Origin of the sequence: Ideonella aquatica, assembly GCF_018069755.1 — a bacterium.
Taxonomy (GTDB): Bacteria; Pseudomonadota; Gammaproteobacteria; order Burkholderiales; family Burkholderiaceae_C; genus Ideonella; species Ideonella aquatica.
Genome location: NZ_JAGQDE010000009.1, coordinates 80,585 through 98,068, shown reverse-complemented (window position 1 = coordinate 98,068; position 17,484 = coordinate 80,585). Strand labels below are relative to the sequence as shown.

13 protein-coding genes are annotated in these 17,484 nt (G+C 70.0%); 7 read left to right on the top strand and 6 right to left on the bottom strand.

Going from position 1 to position 17,484, the window contains the following annotated elements:
* Window positions 1–4 precede the first annotated feature (4 nt).
* Both KAK06_RS11930 and KAK06_RS11925 read right to left on the bottom strand, forming a co-directional pair.
* A complete protein-coding gene (locus KAK06_RS11930; RefSeq protein ID WP_210802331.1) occupies window positions 5–1,438 on the bottom strand; it encodes a circularly permuted type 2 ATP-grasp protein in 1,434 nt (477 codons plus the stop codon).
* Window positions 1,435–3,954, bottom strand: a complete 2,520-nt coding sequence (locus KAK06_RS11925) for a DNA internalization-related competence protein ComEC/Rec2 (protein WP_247652809.1) — start codon at window positions 3,952–3,954, stop codon at window positions 1,435–1,437. Before KAK06_RS11925 ends, KAK06_RS11930 begins: the two co-directional genes overlap by 4 nt.
* 53 nt (window positions 3,955–4,007) lie before the next feature.
* Here KAK06_RS11925 and KAK06_RS11920 point away from each other — a divergent pair, with 53 nt between their 5' ends.
* The 3 genes from KAK06_RS11920 (at window position 4,008) to ubiM (ending at window position 6,353) form a co-directional block, all read left to right on the top strand.
* Entirely contained in the window at window positions 4,008–4,469 is a 462-nt protein-coding gene (locus KAK06_RS11920) for a RidA family protein (protein WP_210802330.1), read from the top strand.
* A gap of 2 nt (window positions 4,470–4,471) precedes the next feature.
* Window positions 4,472–4,951 carry a disulfide bond formation protein B gene (locus KAK06_RS11915; protein ID WP_210802329.1) on the top strand — a complete coding sequence of 160 codons (480 nt, stop codon included), beginning with the start codon at window positions 4,472–4,474 and terminating at the stop codon, window positions 4,949–4,951.
* A gap of 109 nt (window positions 4,952–5,060) precedes the next feature.
* A complete protein-coding gene (gene ubiM / locus KAK06_RS11910; protein ID WP_210802328.1) occupies window positions 5,061–6,353 on the top strand; it encodes a 5-demethoxyubiquinol-8 5-hydroxylase UbiM in 1,293 nt (430 codons plus the stop codon).
* Between the two features lie 52 nt (window positions 6,354–6,405).
* Here the strand turns inward: ubiM and parC are convergent, their stop codons facing one another.
* The 4 genes from parC to KAK06_RS11890 all read right to left on the bottom strand — a co-directional run bounded on the left by parC (window position 6,406) and on the right by KAK06_RS11890 (window position 13,339).
* Window positions 6,406–8,727, bottom strand: a complete 2,322-nt coding sequence (gene parC, locus KAK06_RS11905; RefSeq protein WP_210802327.1) for a DNA topoisomerase IV subunit A — start codon at window positions 8,725–8,727, stop codon at window positions 6,406–6,408.
* 230 nt (window positions 8,728–8,957) lie between these two features.
* Window positions 8,958–10,532: a S8 family serine peptidase gene (locus KAK06_RS24155; protein ID WP_310741078.1), complete on the bottom strand. Its 1,575-nt coding sequence runs from the start codon at window positions 10,530–10,532 to the stop codon at window positions 8,958–8,960.
* A gap of 100 nt (window positions 10,533–10,632) precedes the next feature.
* Window positions 10,633–11,382: a lytic transglycosylase domain-containing protein gene (locus KAK06_RS11895; RefSeq protein WP_310741077.1), complete on the bottom strand. Its 750-nt coding sequence runs from the start codon at window positions 11,380–11,382 to the stop codon at window positions 10,633–10,635.
* Window positions 11,357–13,339 (bottom strand): DNA topoisomerase IV subunit B, encoded by a 1,983-nt coding sequence (locus KAK06_RS11890; RefSeq protein ID WP_210802326.1) that lies wholly within the window; start codon window positions 13,337–13,339, stop codon window positions 11,357–11,359. Before KAK06_RS11890 ends, KAK06_RS11895 begins: the two co-directional genes overlap by 26 nt.
* A gap of 96 nt (window positions 13,340–13,435) precedes the next feature.
* Between KAK06_RS11890 and KAK06_RS11885 the strand changes: the two genes are divergently transcribed.
* From KAK06_RS11885 to bamC, 4 genes are all read left to right on the top strand, one after another.
* Entirely contained in the window at window positions 13,436–14,650 is a 1,215-nt protein-coding gene (locus KAK06_RS11885; RefSeq protein WP_247652808.1) for an MFS transporter, read from the top strand.
* A 123-nt stretch (window positions 14,651–14,773) separates the two neighbouring features.
* The gene (locus KAK06_RS11880; protein ID WP_210802325.1) at window positions 14,774–15,322 is read left to right on the top strand and encodes a class I SAM-dependent methyltransferase; all 549 of its coding nucleotides are present in this window, start codon (window positions 14,774–14,776) and stop codon (window positions 15,320–15,322) included.
* Between the two features lie 25 nt (window positions 15,323–15,347).
* Window positions 15,348–16,232: a 4-hydroxy-tetrahydrodipicolinate synthase gene (gene dapA / locus KAK06_RS11875; protein WP_210802324.1), complete on the top strand. Its 885-nt coding sequence runs from the start codon at window positions 15,348–15,350 to the stop codon at window positions 16,230–16,232.
* A gap of 71 nt (window positions 16,233–16,303) precedes the next feature.
* The gene (bamC, locus tag KAK06_RS11870) at window positions 16,304–17,464 is read left to right on the top strand and encodes an NlpB/DapX family lipoprotein (protein WP_310741076.1); all 1,161 of its coding nucleotides are present in this window, start codon (window positions 16,304–16,306) and stop codon (window positions 17,462–17,464) included.
* Window positions 17,465–17,484 lie beyond the last annotated feature (20 nt).

Sequence of the window (17,484 nt, the reverse complement as noted above, 5' to 3'; positions counted from 1 at the left end):
GGGGTCAGTCTTCAAGCACCCAGGTGTCCTTGGTGCCACCGCCCTGGCTGCTGTTGACCACCAGCGAGCCTTCCTTGAGGGCCACGCGGGTGAGGCCTCCGGGGACCATCTGCACCTCGGTGCCCGAGAGCACGAAGGGCCGCAGGTCGATATGGCGTGGCGCAATGCCGCTGTCGACGAAGGTGGGACAGGTCGACAGGCTCAGCGTGGGCTGGGCAATGTAGTTGCTGGGGTTGGCCACCAGGTGGGCGCGGAAGTCCTCGATCTCGGCCTTCGTGGCCGCCGGGCCGACCAGCATGCCGTAGCCGCCGGCGCCATGCACCTCCTTGACCACCAGCTCGTCCAGGTGGGCCAGCACGTAAGCCAGGTCGTCCTTCTCGCGGCACAGGTGGGTGGGCACGTTGTGCAAGATGGGCTTCTCACCCAGGTAGAACTCGACCATCTTGGGCACGTAGGGGTAGATCGACTTGTCGTCGGCAATGCCGGTACCGATGGCATTGCTCAGCGTGACGTTGCCGGCCTTGTAGGCGTCGACCAGGCCGGCGCAGCCCAGCGTGGAGTCAGACCGAAAGACCTGGGGGTCCAGGAAGTCATCGTCCAGGCGGCGGTAGATCACGTCCACCCGCTTCGGGCCCTGGGTGGTGCGCATGAAAACGGTGCGGTCCTTGACGAACAGGTCCTGGCCCTCGACCAGCTCGACGCCCATCTGCTGGGCCAGGAAGGCGTGCTCGAAGTAGGCCGAGTTGTACATGCCAGGGGTGAGCACCACCACGGTGGGGTCGGCCACCTGGCGCGGCGCGACGCTGCGCAGGGTTTCGAGCAGCAGGTCGGGGTAGTGGGCCACCGGGGCCACGCGGTGCTGGGCGAACAGCTCGGGGAAGAGCCGCATCATCATCTTGCGGTTCTCCAGCATGTAGCTGACACCGCTGGGCACACGCAGGTTGTCTTCCAGCACGTAGTAGGTACCGCTGCCATCGGGTTGGGCGGCGCGCACGATGTCGATGCCGGCGATGTGCGAGTAGACATCCTGCGGCACATCGACGCCCATCATCTCGGGGCGGAACTGGGCGTTGTTCTGGATCTGCTCGCGCGGGACGATGCCGGCCTTGAGGATCTCCTGGCCGTGGTAGATGTCGTGGATGAAGCGGTTCAGCGCGGTGACGCGCTGGCGCAGGCCTTTTTCCATCTCGCGCCACTCATGGGACGGGATCACGCGCGGGATCAGGTCAAAGGGGATCAGGCGCTCGGTGCCCTCGCCCGAGTCCTTGTCACCGTAGACGGCAAAGGTGATGCCGACGCGGCGAAAGATCATCTCCGCCTCTTCGCGCCGCGCCTGCATGTCGTCGCGGGGCTGGCGGGCCAGCCATTGGTCGTAGGTCTTGTAATGCGGCCGCACCGTGGTGGGGGTGGCCTGCATCTCGTCGAAGCTGGGTCTCATTCGGTCTCTCCTGCCTCCGGATTAGCAACAAGCGCACCAGCCGACGGGTGCGGCGCATCCACCAGGCGGTGGTGCCAGTAGCGCCGATGCACATCACGGGTGCACGATGCACCAGCATCATCCCACCGCCAGGCGCCGCAGGCATCCGTTCGCACCACATCGATGCCCGCTGCCAGATAGCGGGCCAGCACCTCGGGGTGCGGATGGCCATAGCGGTTGCGGTAGCCCTGCTGCATCACGGCCACCGCCGGCCGTGTGGCGGCCAGCAGCGCCTGCGACGAGGAGCTGCGACTGCCGTGGTGGGGCACCAGCAGCACCGCCACAGCGGGGCGCTTGCCCAGCGCTGCGGCGATCAAGGCCTCCTCGGCGACGCCAATGTCGCCGGTCAGCAGCAGCGCGCGGCCGCTTGCGTCCTCGATGTGCAGCACGCAGCTGGCGGCATTGGTGGCGCCGTGGCGGCGGGCCCCCGGCTCGGGGGGCCACAGCACCTCGAAGCGCACACCGTCCCAGGTCCAGGTCTGACCGGCCTGACAGGGCTGGGCACCGGCCCGGTCCGCCAGCAGCGGGTGGTCGGGATCCAGTGAATGCCGCAAGCGCGCCACGGGCAGGCGGCGCAGCAGGCTGGCGGCGCCGCCAATGTGGTCCTGGTCGCCGTGGCTCAGGACGAGTTCGTCGATCTGCCGCTGCCCGAGCGCACGCAGTGCCGGCCAGATCACCCGCTCGCCCGCATCCTCGCCATGGCCCTGGGCGGGGCCGGCATCGTAGACGAGCAGATGCTGATGGGTGTGCACCAGTGCCACACTGCCCTGCCCCACATCCAGCGCCTGCACCCACCAATCGCCCGGGGCGGGTCGATAGACCGCCGGCCACAGCACCGGCAGCACCAGCAGGGCCGCCAGGGCCTGCACCACGGCGGGCAGGCGCGCCACCGCCAGCCAGGCGCCCAGCAGCGCGGGTACCACCAGCCAGGCCGGGCCGGCCGGCACCGGCAGGCTGGCCCAGGACGGCTGCGCCAGCACAGCGGTGAGCCCCAGCAACGGCTCCAGCAGGAGCGCCGCCAGGCCCAGCACCGGCGGCAACAGCAGACCCAGCAAGGCCAGTGGCGTGATGACCCAGGTCACCCAGGGCACGGCCAGCAGGTTGGCCGGCCAGGCTGCCAGCGACCACTGGTTGAACCACAACACCACCAGCGGCGCCAGGCCCAGGCCGACCACCCACTGGCTGCGCCAGGTCTGGGCCAAGGCCTGCCCGACGCGCTGCCGCCAGGACGCCGACACCGCAGGCGCGTCCGGATCGGCCGCCAGCAGCCAGGTCACCGCCACGAACGACAGCCAGAAGCCCGGCTGCAGCAGCGCCCAGGGGTCCAGCGTGGCCACACCAGCGGCCGCCCAGACGCCGCGCAGCAGCGCTGGCCAGCGCCAGCCGGCATGGTCCATGGCCACCCCCAGCGCCAGCATGCCCACGGTGCGCTGGGCGGGCACCCCCCAGCCCGACAGCACTGCATAGGCGGCCGCCAGCGCCAGCCCACCCCAGCGCGCAACCCGCGGCGTGGGCCAGCGCGCCACGCCAGCCGGCCAGCGCCGCCACAGCGCCGCCAGCACGGCTTGCGCAAGCGCAGCGAACAAGGTGATGTGCAGGCCGCTGATCGACATCAGGTGGGCGACGCCGGTGTCGCGGAACTGGGCCCACAGCACAGGCCCGATCGCCGACTGGTCGCCGATGGCCAGCGCGGCCAGCACACCCACGGTGGCCGGGTCGGTGCCGGACAGCAGGATGCGGTCACGTGCCGCCTGGCGCAGCCGGCCCAGCGCCTCGTTAGGCACCCACCAGCGCGGGCTGTCCAGGCGCTGCGCCACGGCGCCGCGGCCGGTGCGCACCTGGCCGAAGCCGCCCAGGCCGCGCTCGAAGGCCCACAGCTCGGCATCAAAGCCCTGCGGGTTGAGCTGGCCATGGGGTGAGCGCAGTCGCACCGGCAGCCGCCAGGCCTCGCCGGCTGCCAGTGCCGCGGGTGCGGCCAGCACGCCGTCGGCGGTGGGCCAGACCAGCCACAGCCGACTGGGCAGCTGGGCCAGCAGCCGCCCATCGGCATCGTCCAGCACCGGCGCAGTCGGGTCGGGCTCGAAAACGAAGTGCAGACCATCGGCCTGCACCTGCACCAGGCCTTGCACCCGCCCCTGGATGCGCAGCTCGCGACCTTCCAGCCCGCTGTCCAGCCGGTCCAGCAGGCGCTCCCGGGCACGCAGGTCGGTGCTGCCGAATGCGAGGGCCAGCAGGCTGATGGCCAGCAGCCCGGCGGCAGCGACGCCGCCTTGACGACCGAAGGCCGCCACCAGAACCAGACCCAGCGCGCCCAGCACCGTCACCGCCCAGGCCGCGGCCGGCGCCAGCAGCTCGGCCAGCTGCAAGTGCCCACCCAGGCCCAGCATCCAGGCCACGGGCCAGGCCAGCAGGCGCCAGGGCGTCGGCCGCCGGGCGGGAGGTACTGCGCAGCGGTCGACGGGCGTCGCAGCAGCCATGGCCCAGTGTAGGATCGCGGCCCGCATTCGCCTCTCCCCCAAAGGAGCCATCCATGTCCGTTGCCGCCCGCCTGCAGAGCCTGGGCATCACCCTGCCGCCGGTGGCCGTGCCCGCCGCCGCCTATGTGCCCTTTGTCCAAAGCGGAAACCTGGTCTTCCTGTCCGGCCACATTGCCAAGCAGGACGGCAAGCCCTGGGAGGGCCAGTTGGGCCTGACGATGGGCACCGACGACGGCAAGGCCGCCGCCCGCGCCATCGCGATCGATCTGCTGGGCACACTGCAGGCCGCCTGCGGCAACCTGGACCGCGTGGCCCGCATCGTCAAGGTGATGAGCCTGGTGAACTCCACGCCCACCTTCACCGAACAGCACCTGGTCACCAACGGCTGCTCGGAGCTGCTGGCCGAGGTCTTCGGCCCCGAGGTGGGCGCCCATGCCCGCAGCGCCTTCGGCGTGGCGCAGATCCCGCTGGGCGCCTGCGTCGAGATCGAGCTGATCGCCGAGCTCAAGGCCTGACGATGTCGCTGATCCGCTCGCTGGTCCGGCCGCGTCCGCTGCTGGTGCTGACCGCGCTGGCCTGCTGGGCAGGCGTGGGCCTGGCCCTGCTGTCGCAATACCGCTTCGACATGCCGCCCTGCCCCTGGTGCACGCTGCAGCGCTTGATCTTCCTGGTGCTGGGCGCCGCGGCGCTGCTGGGCGCGGCGGTCGAGCCGCTGCGCAAGCCGCTGGCCGGGCTGGGGGTGCTGCTGGCGCTCAGCGGCGCGGCGGCGGCGCTGTGGCAGCACTTCGTGGCCGCGGCCAGCGCCTCCTGCAATCTGACATTGGCCGACCGCATCCTGGAGAGCCTGGGCCTGCTGGACCTCGCCCCCGAGGTCTTCATGCCCATGGCCTCGTGCGCCGATGCGGCGGTGAACCTGCTGGGCGTACCCTACGCCTTCTGGAGCCTGGCGCTGTTCGCGCTGGCCGGTCTGGCCTGCCTGTCGGCGCTGCGCCGCTGAAGCCCGCGCGGCTGACGCGGGTCAAGCCCCGCGCGACAATGCACAGCGATGATGCACGCTGCCCCTGGGCAGCGCTGCCGCTGCCGCCACCTGCCGCGAAAGTTCTGCCGTGAGCAACTCCACCTCCTTCGATACCGACGTGCTGATCGTCGGCGCCGGCCCCGCCGGTCTGGCGCTGGCCTGCGCGCTGGCGGATGCCGGCATCCGCAGCCATGTCCTTGAGCAGGCCCCGCGCGACAGCCTGGTGGCGCCGCCGGAAGACGGCCGCGACATTGCCCTGACCCACCGCGCCCGCCGCATCCTCACCCAGCTGGGCCTGTGGGAACGCCTGCCGGCCGATGACATTGCGCCGCTCAAGGCCGCGCAGGTCACCAATGGCGAGTCCCCCATGGTGCTGCCCTTCGATGGCCGCGCCGATGGCCACGAGCAACTCGGCTGGCTGGTGCCCAACCACCGCATCCGCGAAGCCTGCTTTGCCGGTGCCAGCGTCCGAGCCGATCTCGTGACGATCACCGGCGATGCCCGCGTCACCGCACTGGACCGCGATGCCACTGGCGCCAGTGTCACGCTGGCCAGCGGCCAACGCCTGCGCGCCCCGCTGGTGATCGCCGCTGACAGCCGCTTTTCCACTGTGCGGCGCATGGCCGGCATCGGCGCGCGCATGCTGGACTTCGGCCGAACGGCCATCGTCGCGCGCATGCGCCACGAACTGGAACACGACGGCACCGCCCACGAGTGCTTCCTGCACGGCCATACCTTGGCGATGCTGCCGATGGCCGGCCGCCAGAGCTCGGCGGTGTGGACCGTCACCAGTGACGGCGCCGGCGCGCTGATGGCCGCCCCCGAGACCGAGTTCGCCGACAAGGTGGACGCCGCCTTCGGCCACCGCCTGGGCCGCCTCGAGCTGGCCGGCCAGCGCCACGCCTACCCGTTGGTCGCCGTCTACGCGCAACGCTTCTGCGCCGAGCGCTTTGCGCTGATCGGCGACGCCGCCGTGGGCATGCACCCGGTCACCGCGCATGGCTACAACTTCGGCCTCTACGGCATCGAGGTGCTGGCGGCCGGCTTGGCCCAGGCACGCGCCGAGGGCCGCGACCTGGGCGACGCCCGGGCGCTGCAGGCCTACGCGGACGAACACCGCCGCGTGACGCTGCCGATCTACCTGGGCACCAACCTGGTGGTCAAGCTCTTCACCACCGACACCGCGCCCGCCCAGCTGGCCCGCGAGGCCATCGTGCGGGTGACCAACTGGGTGCCGCCGATCAAGAGCGCGGTCACGCGCCAGCTGACCGGCGACCGGCTGAAGACGCCGTGGGGCGACCTGAAGGCGCCGCCGCTGCCGCAGCTGCCGGCCCTGCCGAAGCTGCCCAAGTTGCCGCCGCTGTCCGACCTGCTGCGCTGAACGTCAGGCCTGCACGGGGCGGTGCTCGCCCCGCTGCCCGACGCACGGCCTGTCAGGCGGCAGTGACCCGCGCCACCTTCATCACGCCCTCGACCTTGTGCCCCTTGCGCGCCCGCTTGCCCAGGTGGTGAGCGAAGGCCGCGCCCTTGACCAGCTCGTCCTTGTCCTTGCCGCCGCGGCCGTTGCCCAGCACGCGCAGGCTGTCGCCGCAGGTGGCTACCGAGACCAGTGGCGCCTTGGTGTCCACGTCCATCAGCGTCAGGCCGCGGCCGCCGTTGCTCTGCAGTTTCAGCTCGGCCAGCGGGAACACCAGCAGCCGGCCGTCCATCGCCAGGCAGGCGACGTTGGCATGCGTCGAGGCCACCGGCACTGGAGGCAGCAGGCGGTCGGCCGGCTCCAGGCTCAGGAAGCTCTTGCCGGCCCGCTGCCGGCTGGCCAGGTCACCCAGGCGGGCCAGCAGACCAAAGCCGCCGGTGTTGGCCAGCAGCACCACCTGCTCGGCCGGGCCGGCCACCAGGTGCGCCACCTGGGCGCCGGTCTCCAGCTCGATCAGGCTGGTCACCGGCACGCCGTCGCCGCGGCCGCCTGGCAGGCTGGCCACCGGGATGCTGAAGGCGCGGCCGGTGCTGCCCAGCACATACAGGGTATCCACGCTGCGGCAGGCAAAGGTGCCGTACAGGCCGTCGCCGGCCTTGAACGACAGATTGGCCACGTCCACCTCATGGCCCTTCATCGTGCGCACCCAGCCCTTGAGGCTGGCGATCACGGTCATCGGTTCGTCAACGATCTTGACCTCGGCCACCACGCGCTTGTCGGCCTGGATCAGCGTGCGGCGCTCGTCGCCGAACTGCTTGGCGTCGGCCTCGATCTCCTTGATCAGCGTGCGCTTGAGCGTGGCCGGGCTGCCCAGGATGTCTTCCAGCTTGGCCTGGTCCTCGCGCAGGCCCTTGAGCTCCTGCTCGATGCGCAGCGCCTCCAGCCGCGCCAGCTGACGCAGCCGGATCTCAAGAATGTCCTCGGCCTGGCGGTCGCTCAGCGAGAAACGGGCGATCAGGGCGGCCTTGGGCTCGTCGCTCTCGCGGATGATGCGGATCACCTCGTCGATGTTGAGCAGCACCAGTTGCCGGCCTTCGAGGACATGGATGCGGTCGAGCACCTTGTCCAGGCGGTGGCGGGTGCGGCGCTGCACCGTGGTCTGGCGGAAGGCCACCCACTCGGTCAGCATCTGGCGCAGGCTCTTGGGCACCGGCTTGCCGTCCAGGCCCACCATCGTCAGGTTGACCGGGGCATTGCTCTCCAGGCTGGTGTGGGCCAGCAGTGCGGTGATCAGCTCCGACTGCTCCACCGTGCGGCTCTTGGGCTCGAAGACCAGGCGCACCGCGGCGTCCTTGCTGGATTCATCGCGCACGGCATCGAGCACCGCCAGCATCGCTGCCTTGAGCTGCGTCTGCTCCTGGGTCAGCGCCTTCTTGCCGGTCTTGACCTTGGGGTTGGTGAGCTCCTCGATCTCTTCCAGCACCTTTTGCGCGCTGGTGCCCGGTGGCAGCTCGGTCACCACCAGCTGCCACTGGCCACGCGCCAGGTCCTCGATCTTCCAGCGCGCACGCAGCTTGAGGCTGCCGCGGCCGCTGCGGTAGGCCTCGCGGATCTCGGTGTCGCTGCTGATCAGCTGGCCGCCGCCGGGGTAGTCGGGGCCGGGCAGCAGCTCGAACAGCGCGTCGTCGGACAGCTGGTCGTCGCGGATCAGGGCCACGGCGGCCGCAGCCACCTCGCGCAGGTTGTGGCTGGGGATCTCGGTGGCCATGCCCACCGCGATGCCGCTGGCGCCGTTGAGCAGCACGAAGGGCAGGCGTGCGGGCAGTTGGCGCGGCTCTTCAAAGGCGCCGTCGTAGTTGGGCACGAAGTCCACCGTGCCCTCATCGATTTCATCCAGCAGCAGGCGGGCGATCGGCGCCAGACGCGCCTCGGTGTAACGCATCGCGGCGGCGCTGTCGCCATCGCGGCTGCCGAAGTTGCCCTGGCCGTCGATCAGCGGATAGCGCAGCGAGAAGTCCTGCGCCATGCGGACCATGGCGTCATAGGCTGCGGTGTCGCCGTGCGGGTGGAACTTGCCCAGCACATCGCCCACCACGCGGGCGCTCTTGACGGGCTTGGGCGCACCGCCCGAGCCGCCAAAGCCCAGGCCCATGCGCTGCATGCTGTAGAGGATGCGGCGCTGCACCGGCTTGGCGCCGTCGGTGACATCGGGCAGCGCCCGGCCCTTGACGACGCTGAGTGCGTACTCCAGGTAGGCGCGCTCGGCGTAGTGCGCCAGCGTGATGGCGTCACCCGCCGGAGCGGCGGGCACGGAAAACAGATCGGCTTGGTCGGACATGGTTCGCAGGTGAGGGGGAGGCGCCGGGGCCACAGGCACCCAGCCGCGCGGCGCCGCAGCGGCCGAGCACGCCTCTCGCCGTCGGGATCGCTCAACCCGACGTCAACCCGCCATCTTACCGGGGCGGCCGCGAGCGGCTGCCCCATGAAGAACGGGCCGCCTGTCCCAAGGGAACAGGCGGCCCGCCGGGCAGCCGCAGGTCCGTGCCAGCGGCACGGACGCCCTACCGATCAGTTCGCGACGCAGCTCTCCAGCTTCTTCAGCGCCGCCTTGGCCTGCACCAGGCCGTTGCCGAACTTGTCGTCACGGCCCGGGTCGCCCAGGTCCATGGCGGAGTTGTTCAGGGCCTTGCGGACCTGAGCTGCACTGCACTCGGGGTGGAAGCTCCAGATCAGACCCGCCACGCCGGAGACGTGCGGGGTGGCCATCGAGGTGCCGCTGAGGTAGGCGTAGTTGGAGGCCACGACACCGGCATCGGCGGTCATGCCCACCTTGGTCACCAGCATCGCGCCATCGGCCTGCGACACGCTCATCGACGGAATCGTCGTCGGCGCGCCGTTGAGCGTGCCCGCGAAGTTGCCAGGGGCGTTGTTGTAGATGACCGCGCCAACGCCGCCGTTGGCCTCGCAGCGGGTGACCTTCTCGGCGAAGGTGATCGTGCCACGCGAGATCAGGCAGACCTTGCCGGCCACACCAGCGTCATCGGTCTGGCCGAGGCCGAAGTCGTACAGCGGGGCCGACACGCTGCCCTGCGCCGAGCCGGTCATGGCGATGGCTTCGTAGCTGGAGCCGTCCACGGTCAGGCTGCCAATCACGCCGGTGCCGGTGGGCACCGACGACAGGGTCAGCACACCGGGGCCGGCGATCTCGACGTCGGCGTTGAACTGCGAGAACGTCGCCCAGGCCTTGTTGGCGTCAACCGCCGCCACCGACATGACTTCCTTGAAGCCCGCCGGGTAGGAGATGGCGGTGTTGCCGCCGTTGCCGGCCGCGGCGATCGTCAGGATGCCGGCCGCGTCCAGGGCCTGGGCAGCGTTCTTCTCGACCGCGGTGGAGGTCGAGCCGCCCAGCGACATCGACACCACGTTGGCGCCCGAGTCCAGGCAATCCATCATCGCATCGGCCACGGTGGACGAGGAGGCGGTACCAGAGGCATCGAAGACCTTGTTGATGCGCAGGATGACCTGGCTCTTGCCGTTCACGCCCACCACGCCGATCTGGTTGTCGACGCCGGCGACCGTGCCAGCCACGTGCGTGCCGTGGCCATTCTCGTCGGTGTTCCACTTGCCGGACGTGGTGAAGTTCTTGCCCGACATGGTGTTCTTCTTCAGGTCCTCGTGCTTGCCGTCGATGCCCGAGTCGATGATGCAGACCACCGGCTGCCAGGAGCCCGTGCCCTTGACCTTGTCGGCCTGCACCAGCGGGATGCCGTACGGCGCCACTTCGGTGCTGGCGACAGCGGCGCTGCGCAGCACGGGCGTGGCCGTGGGGCCGACGCGCTGGCCCAGGATGGTGCGCTCAGCGTCGACTTCGACGTTGGCCGCGCCCACCAGGGCCTTGAACTGCTCGACCTTGCTGGCCGGGACTTCAACTGCCGTGGCGCCCAGGCGCGACAGGTCACGGGTCACGCGGCCGCCCACGGTGCTGGCGTGGCTGCCCACGGCCATGGTGCTGGCCTGGCCATGGTTGACGATCAGCTTGACGGTTTTCTCGGCGGCGACGGCGCCGCTGCCAATCAGCGCGGCCGGTGCTGCAACGGCCACGGCGACACACAGGCGACGAAGCTGGAACGAGGGAATGGACATGGCGAGATCCTCAGTCAGGTAACACGAAGCGACCGACTGTCCCGGACCACCCCCGGCAGCGTCAACCCCCCAACTCGAAGGGTCGAGGTCTGACACAGGGTCAGTCCGGATGCGGCGCCGATGACTCCGAGGCAAAGCGCAGGCTGCGCGCGCGCTGCGACTGGCTGTTTTGCAGCAGGGACCAGTACAGCTCCAGCACCAGGTGCACATGGGCCCGTGTCTCGGCAATGTCAGGCACCCGGTTGCCAGCCCGGCGCACCCGACCTTCACCGGCATTCCAGGCCGCCAGCGCGGCATCGATGCTGCCGGTGCGCCGCCACAGATCGGCCAGCATGCGCGCGCCGATGGTCAGGTTGTGTCGAGGGTCTCTCAGCAGGGTTTCCACCGGTGCGCTGGCGCGCTCACCGCGGGTGGCGTAGCGCTCGCCGGCGGCCGGCATCAGCTGCATCAGGCCGATCGCCCCGGCCGGCGAGACCTGGTCAGCCCGGAACCCCGACTCCACCGCGATCACGGCCTTCAGCAGCTCCACATCCAGGCCACTGGAGGCGGCTGCCTGGCGCATCAGCGGCATCAGCGACTTGACCTCGGGAGCGAACTCCAGCCAGGTCAGCAGGCTGCCGCGGTCGATCGACTTGCCGGGCACGCGCACGCGTGACTCGCCGCGCTCGCGCAGCAGCGGCTCGAAGCGGGTGTCCAGCGGTTGCGGTGCCAGGTGGGCCACGCCCCGGCCGTCGACAAAGCCATACAGCGGTGTCTGGGCTGGCGCGGCCAGCGCGCCCATCAGCAGCGCGGCGCCCAGCGCCCAGCGCCAGCCGGCGCGGGATTCAGACGTCGATCTCGACGCTGTCACCGTGGATCTCCATCAGTTCGCGGCGCGACGCCGCCTCACCCTTGCCCATCAGCCGGCCAAAGGCCTCGACGGTGGCGGTGAAGCCGATGGCCCCATAGCCCACCTGCAGCAAGCGACGGGTGTCGGGGTTCAGCGTGGTTTCCCACAGCTGTTCGGCACTCATCTCGCCCAGACCCTTGAAGCGGCTGATGCTCCAGCTGCCCTCACGGGCGCCTTCCTTGCGCAGCTTGTCGAGCGCGGCCTCCTGCTCGCCTTCGTCCAGCGCATACAGCTTGGCCGCCGGCTTCTTGCCGCGCGCCGGGGCATCGATGCGAAACAGCGGTGGCTTGGCCACATAGACATGACCCGCCTCGACCAGCTTGGGGAAATGGCGGAAGAACAGGGTCAGCAGCAGCACCTGGATGTGCGAGCCGTCGACGTCGGCGTCCGACAGGATGCAGACCTTGCCATAGCGCAGGCCACTCAGGTCCGGCGTGTCGTTCGGGCCATGCGGATCGACGCCGATGGCCACCGAGATGTCGTGGATCTCGTTGTTCTTGAACAGCAGGTCGCGCTCGACCTCCCAGGCGTTGAGCACCTTGCCGCGCAGTGGCAGGATGGCCTGGGTCTCCTTGTCGCGGCCCATCTTGGCGCTGCCGCCGGCCGAGTCGCCCTCGACCAGGAACAGCTCATTGAGGCCGATGTCGCGGTTCTCGCAGTCGGTCAGCTTGCCGGGCAGCACCGCCACGCCCGAGCCCTTGCGCTTTTCCACCTTCTGGCTGGCACGCTGGCGCGTCTGGGCCTGCTTGATGACCAGCTCGGCCAGCTTGCGACCATGCTCGACATGCTGGCTCAGCCACAGCTCCAGCGCCGGGCGCACAAAGGCCGACACCAAGCGCAGCGCGTCACGGCTGTTCAGACGCTCCTTGGTCTGGCCCTGGAACTGCGGGTCCAGCACCTTGGCGCTGAGCACGAAGCTGGCGCGGCCGAAGATGTCCTCGGGCATCAGCTTGACCCCCTTGGGCAGCAGCGAGTGCATCTCGATGAAGCCCTTGATCGCGCTAAACAGGCCGTCCTTCAGCCCGGCCTCATGGGTGCCACCGGCCACCGTGGGGATCAGGTTGACGTAGCTCTCGCGCAGCAGCGCGCCGTCCTCGGTGAAGGCCACGCACCAGGCAGCGCCCTCGCCTTCGGCGAAATTCTCGTCCTCGTTGGCGCCGGCGTAGTGCGCGCCCTCGAACAGCGGGATCAGCGGATCAGCCACCAGGGCCTGCTGCAGGTAGTCGCGCAGGCCGCCCTTGTAGAGCCAGGTCTGGGTGTCACCGGTCTTCTCGGTGGTCAGCGTGACGGTGACGCCGGGCATCAGCACTGCCTTGCTGCGCAGCAGGTGCGTCAGCTCGCCACGCGGCAGTTCGGCGCTTTCGAAGTACTTGGCGTCGGGCCAGACGCGCACCGAGGTGCCCTTCTTGCGCTCGCCGGCCTGGGCGGCGCGCACCACCAGCGGCTCGATGACGTCGCCACCCGAAAAGGCCAGTTGCGCGGCCTGGCCATCGCGCCAGACCGCCACTTGCAGCCGCCTGGCCAGCGCATTGGTGACGCTGACGCCCACGCCATGCAGACCGCCCGAGAAGCTGTAAGCGCCGCCAGCGCCCTTGTCGAACTTGCCGCCGGCGTGCAGCCGCGTGAAGACGATCTCCACCACCGGCACCTGCTCCTCAGGGTGCAGGCCAAACGGGATGCCTCGGCCGTCGTCGTCCACGCTGACCGAGCCGTCGGTGTGCAGCGTCACCGCGATGCGCTTGCCGAAGCCGGCCAGCGCCTCATCGGCGGCGTTGTCGATGACTTCCTGGATGATGTGCAGCGGGTTGTCGGTCCGGGTGTACATGCCCGGGCGCTGCTTGACGGGCTCCAGGCCCTTGAGGACGCGGATCGAGGCCTCGCCGTACTCGGGCGAGGGAGAAGCGGAACGGGTGGCCATGCGGAAATTGTAGGCAGCACCCAGCCATCGCCATCGATGGAACTGGCGGCCTGTGTATGCATCCAGTCTACCTCCCTGGGCTGCTACAGTGGACGAATGACCGACATCGCCCGCCCCCGCCCCCTGTCCATGACCCAGGTGCTGCTGTGCGGCGCGCTGATCGTGACGCTGTCGATGGGCATCCGCCACGGCTTCGGTCTGTGGCTGCAGCCGATCACGATGGACCGCGGCTGGACACGCGAAACCTTCTCGTTCGCGCTGGCGGTGCAAAACATCGCCTGGGGCGCCGCCGGCCCGTTTGCCGGCGCGCTGGCCGACCGCTTCGGGGCCTTCCGGGTGCTGCTGGTGGGCGCCCTGCTGTATGCGCTGGGCCTGGTGCTGATGGCGCTGGCCACCTCCGGCCTGGCCTTCACCGGCGCCACCGGCCTGCTGATCGGCATCGCCCAGTCGGGCACCACCTATGCGGTGGTCTACGGCGTGATCGGCCGCAACGTCGCCCCCGAGAAGCGCTCCTGGGCCATGGGCGTGGCCGCGGCCGCGGGGTCCTTCGGCCAGTTCATGATGGTGCCGGTGGAGAGCTGGCTGATCGCCACCTGGGGCTGGCAGAGCGCCCTCTTTGTGCTGGGTTGCGCCGCGCTGGCCATCATGCCGCTGGCGCTGGGCCTGAAAGAGCCGGGTCTGGCCGCGGGCGCAGCGCGTCCGCAGCAGAGCATCAGCGCCGCGCTACGCGAGGCCTTCGGCCACAGCAGCTTCCGCTGGCTGACGGCGGGCTATTTCGTCTGCGGCTTCCAGGTGGTCTTCATTGGCGTGCACATGCCCAGCTACCTGCGCGACCAGGGCATGGACCCCTCGGTGGCCACCACCGCGCTGGCGCTGATCGGCCTGTTCAATGTGTTCGGCACCTATGCCGCCGGGGTGCTGGGCCAGCGCCTGCCCAAGCGCCACATCCTGTCGGCGATCTACCTGCTGCGCTCGGCGGTGATCGTGATCTTCCTGGCGGTGCCGCTGACGCCGATGAGTGTTTACCTGTTCGCCGCGACGATGGGTGTGCTGTGGCTGTCGACCGTGCCGCCCACCAATGCCATCGTGGCCCAGGTGTACGGCGTGCAGTACATGTCCATGCTGGGCGGCGTGGTCTTCTTCAGCCACCAGGTGGGCTCCTTCCTGGGTGTGTGGCTGGGGGGCTGGATCTATGACCGCGCCGGCAGCTACACCCCGGTGTGGTGGATCGCGGTGGCGCTGGGCGTGTTCGCGGCGCTGGCCAACCAGCCGGTGCGCGAAACCCCGCTGCTGCGGCCCGCCGCGGCCTGACGCCATGTGGCCCCGACTGCTGGCCTGGACGCTGGTGCTGGGCGCCCTGCTGATGGTCTTCCTGGCCTATTCCAGCCCGCACCTGGCGCGCGACCTGGCCGACCGCCTGTGGGCCTGCTTCTGATGCACGACACCTCCCCCCCACCCTCGGACTGGGTGCGCCGCTGGTGCGGCGATCTGCCCCCCGGACAGGCGCTGGATCTGGCTTGCGGCCAGGGCCGGCACCTGCGCTGGCTGGCCCGGCAGGGCTGGCGGGTCACAGGCGTCGACCGCGATGCCCAGGCCCTGGCCGGCCTGCAGGGCTTGGGCGAGATGCTGCACGCCGACATCGAGAACGGTCCCTGGCCGCTGGACGGCCGCCGCTTCGACCTGGTCGTCGTCACCAACTACCTGTGGCGGCCGCTGCTGCAGCACATCATCGATGCCGTGGCGCCCGGTGGACGGCTGGTCTATGAGACCTTTGCCATCGGCAATGAACGCCATGGCCGCCCCGCGCGGCCGGATTTCCTGCTGCAGCCGGGCGAACTGCTGCAGGCCTGCCGCGACCTGCAGGTGCTGGGCTACGAGAGCGGACAGCTGCGCTCGCCCGAGCGCGTGGTTCAGCGCATTGCTGCGCAACGCGATGACGCGGTGCACCCTCTGCCTCTCTGGGCCGTTGCACCGGGTGGCTAGAATCCACCATTCGCAAGGAATCACGATGAGATCCATTCAAGGCAGCATCCCGGCGCTGGTGACGCCGATGCACGAAGACGGCAGCGTCGACTACTCCGGCCTGCGCGCGTTGATCGACTGGCATGTGGCCGAGGGCACCGACGCGATCTGTGTGGTCGGCACCACCGGTGAATCGGCCACGGTCAGCTTCGAGGAACACTTCGAGATCATCCGGGTGGCCGTCGAGCACGCCAAGGGCCGCATCCCCATCATGGCCGGCGCCGGTGCCAACAACACCACCGAGGCGATCGAGCTCAGCCGCTATGCCAAGCAGGTGGGTGCCGACTGCACGCTGCAGGTCGTGCCCTACTACAACAAGCCGTCTCAAGAAGGCATGTACCGCCACTTCAAGGCAATCGCCGAGGCGGTGGACATCCCCGTGATGGTCTACAACGTGCCCGGCCGCACCGTGGCGGACATGCTGCCCGAGACCACGCTGCGCGTGGCCACCATCCCCGGCGTCTTCGGCATCAAGGAAGCCACCGGCAACATCGAGCGCGCCGCGTGGCTGATCAAGCATGCGCCGGCCGGCTTCAAGGTGTTCTCCGGCGACGACGGCACCGCCATCGCGCTGATGCTGCTGGGTGGCGCCGGCAACGTCAGTGTCACCGCCAACGTCGCGCCGCGCCTGATGCACGAGATGTGCGCCGCTGCGCTGTCGGGCGACATTCCCACCGCGCGCCGGATCCATTTCCAGCTGCTGTCGCTGCACAAGCAGCTGTTCTGCGAGAACAGCCCCGCCCCTGCCAAGTGGGCCCTGTCGCAGTTGGGCCGCTGCGGCACCACCGTGCGGCTGCCGCTCACCCCGCTGAGTGACGCCGGCCAGTCCCTGGTTGGCAGCGCGATGCGCGACGCCGGCCTGCTGGCCTGATTCCACCCCCTCACCTGTTCCAAGCCGCCGCACCGCTCGCTGGTCCGTCGGCTTTCTTGGAGACCGCTTCAGTGAAACATGCCTTCGCCTCGACGCCCCTGCGTGCCGCCGTCCTTCTCATGATCGTCGGGCTGGCAGGCTGCAGCGCCCTGGAGAACACGCTGGGCGGCGACAAGCTCGACTATGGCAAGGCCGCGCGCAAGACCAACCCGCTGGAGGTGCCGCCGGACCTGACACCGCTCAGCCGCGACGGCCGCTTCTTGCCCCAGACCGGCGCCGTCAGCGCCAGCCAGATGCAACAGGCCGGCACCCCGCGCGCCAGTGCCGCCGGCCCGGCAGCAGCGCCCACCCAGGTGGGCAGCATCCGCATGGAGCGCGAGGGCAACACGCGCTGGCTCGTGGCGCCCCAGACGCCGGAGCAACTGGTGCCGCGCATCCGCCAGTTCTGGCAGGAGATGGGCTTCACGCTGGTCAAGGACAGCCCCGAAACCGGCACCTTCGAGACGGACTGGGCCGAGAACCGCGCCAAGATTCCCGATGACCTGTTGCGCAACACCCTGGGCAAGGTCATCGATTCACTGTACTCCACCGGCGAGCGCGACAAGTTCCGCACCCGCCTGGAGCGCACCGCGCGCGGCACCGAGATCCTGATCAGCCACCGCGGCGTGCAGGAGGTCTTCAGCAGCCAGCAGCGCGAGGACAACCTGGTCTGGACGCCCCGCCCCACCGATCCCCAGTTGGAAGCTGAAATGCTGTCGCGGCTGATGCTGGCGCTGGGCGCCACCGAGCAGGCCGCCAAGGACGCCAAGGCCAACCCGGCCGCTCCGGCCGTGGCTGCGGCGGCACCGGCGGCCGTGTCCTCGCGCGCCGAGGAACTGAGCGGCCAGCCCGGCGCCGCACTGCGTGTGACCGAGGATCTGGAGCGCACCTGGCGCCGAGTGGGCCTGGCGCTGGACCGCAGCGGCTTCACGGTGGAAGACCGCGATCGCGGCCAGGCCACCTACTTCGTGCGCTTTGCCGATCCGTCGACCGCCAGCGAGGAGCAGCCGGGCTTCTTCTCGCGCCTGTTTGGCGCCAAGGATGCGGTGCAGCTGTCGCGTTTCCGCCTGGCCCTGAAGTCGCAGCCCGACGGCAGCACCGCCGTGAACGTGCTGGACGCCGAAGGCCGGCCCGATGCGTCCGAGAACGCGCGCCGCGTGGCCGCTCTGCTGCTGACCGAGCTGCGCCGCTGATCCGGGTCCGCGAGGTGCGC

Excerpts from the sequence above, each read along its gene's own strand:
- KAK06_RS11885 (WP_247652808.1), top strand. The coding sequence starts at position 13,436 with ATGACCGACATCGCCCGCCCCCGCCCCCTGTCCATGACCCAGGTGCTG.
- dapA (WP_210802324.1), top strand. The coding sequence starts at position 15,348 with ATGAGATCCATTCAAGGCAGCATCCCGGCGCTGGTGACGCCGATGCAC.
- parC (WP_210802327.1), bottom strand. The coding sequence starts at position 8,727 with ATGTCCGACCAAGCCGATCTGTTTTCCGTGCCCGCCGCTCCGGCGGGT.
- KAK06_RS11915 (WP_210802329.1), top strand. The coding sequence starts at position 4,472 with ATGTCGCTGATCCGCTCGCTGGTCCGGCCGCGTCCGCTGCTGGTGCTG.
- KAK06_RS11880 (WP_210802325.1), top strand. The coding sequence starts at position 14,774 with ATGCACGACACCTCCCCCCCACCCTCGGACTGGGTGCGCCGCTGGTGC.
- KAK06_RS11890 (WP_210802326.1), bottom strand. The coding sequence starts at position 13,339 with ATGGCCACCCGTTCCGCTTCTCCCTCGCCCGAGTACGGCGAGGCCTCG.
- KAK06_RS11920 (WP_210802330.1), top strand. The coding sequence starts at position 4,008 with ATGTCCGTTGCCGCCCGCCTGCAGAGCCTGGGCATCACCCTGCCGCCG.
- KAK06_RS11925 (WP_247652809.1), bottom strand. The coding sequence starts at position 3,954 with ATGGCTGCTGCGACGCCCGTCGACCGCTGCGCAGTACCTCCCGCCCGG.
- KAK06_RS11930 (WP_210802331.1), bottom strand. The coding sequence starts at position 1,438 with ATGAGACCCAGCTTCGACGAGATGCAGGCCACCCCCACCACGGTGCGG.
- KAK06_RS24155 (WP_310741078.1), bottom strand. The coding sequence starts at position 10,532 with ATGTCCATTCCCTCGTTCCAGCTTCGTCGCCTGTGTGTCGCCGTGGCC.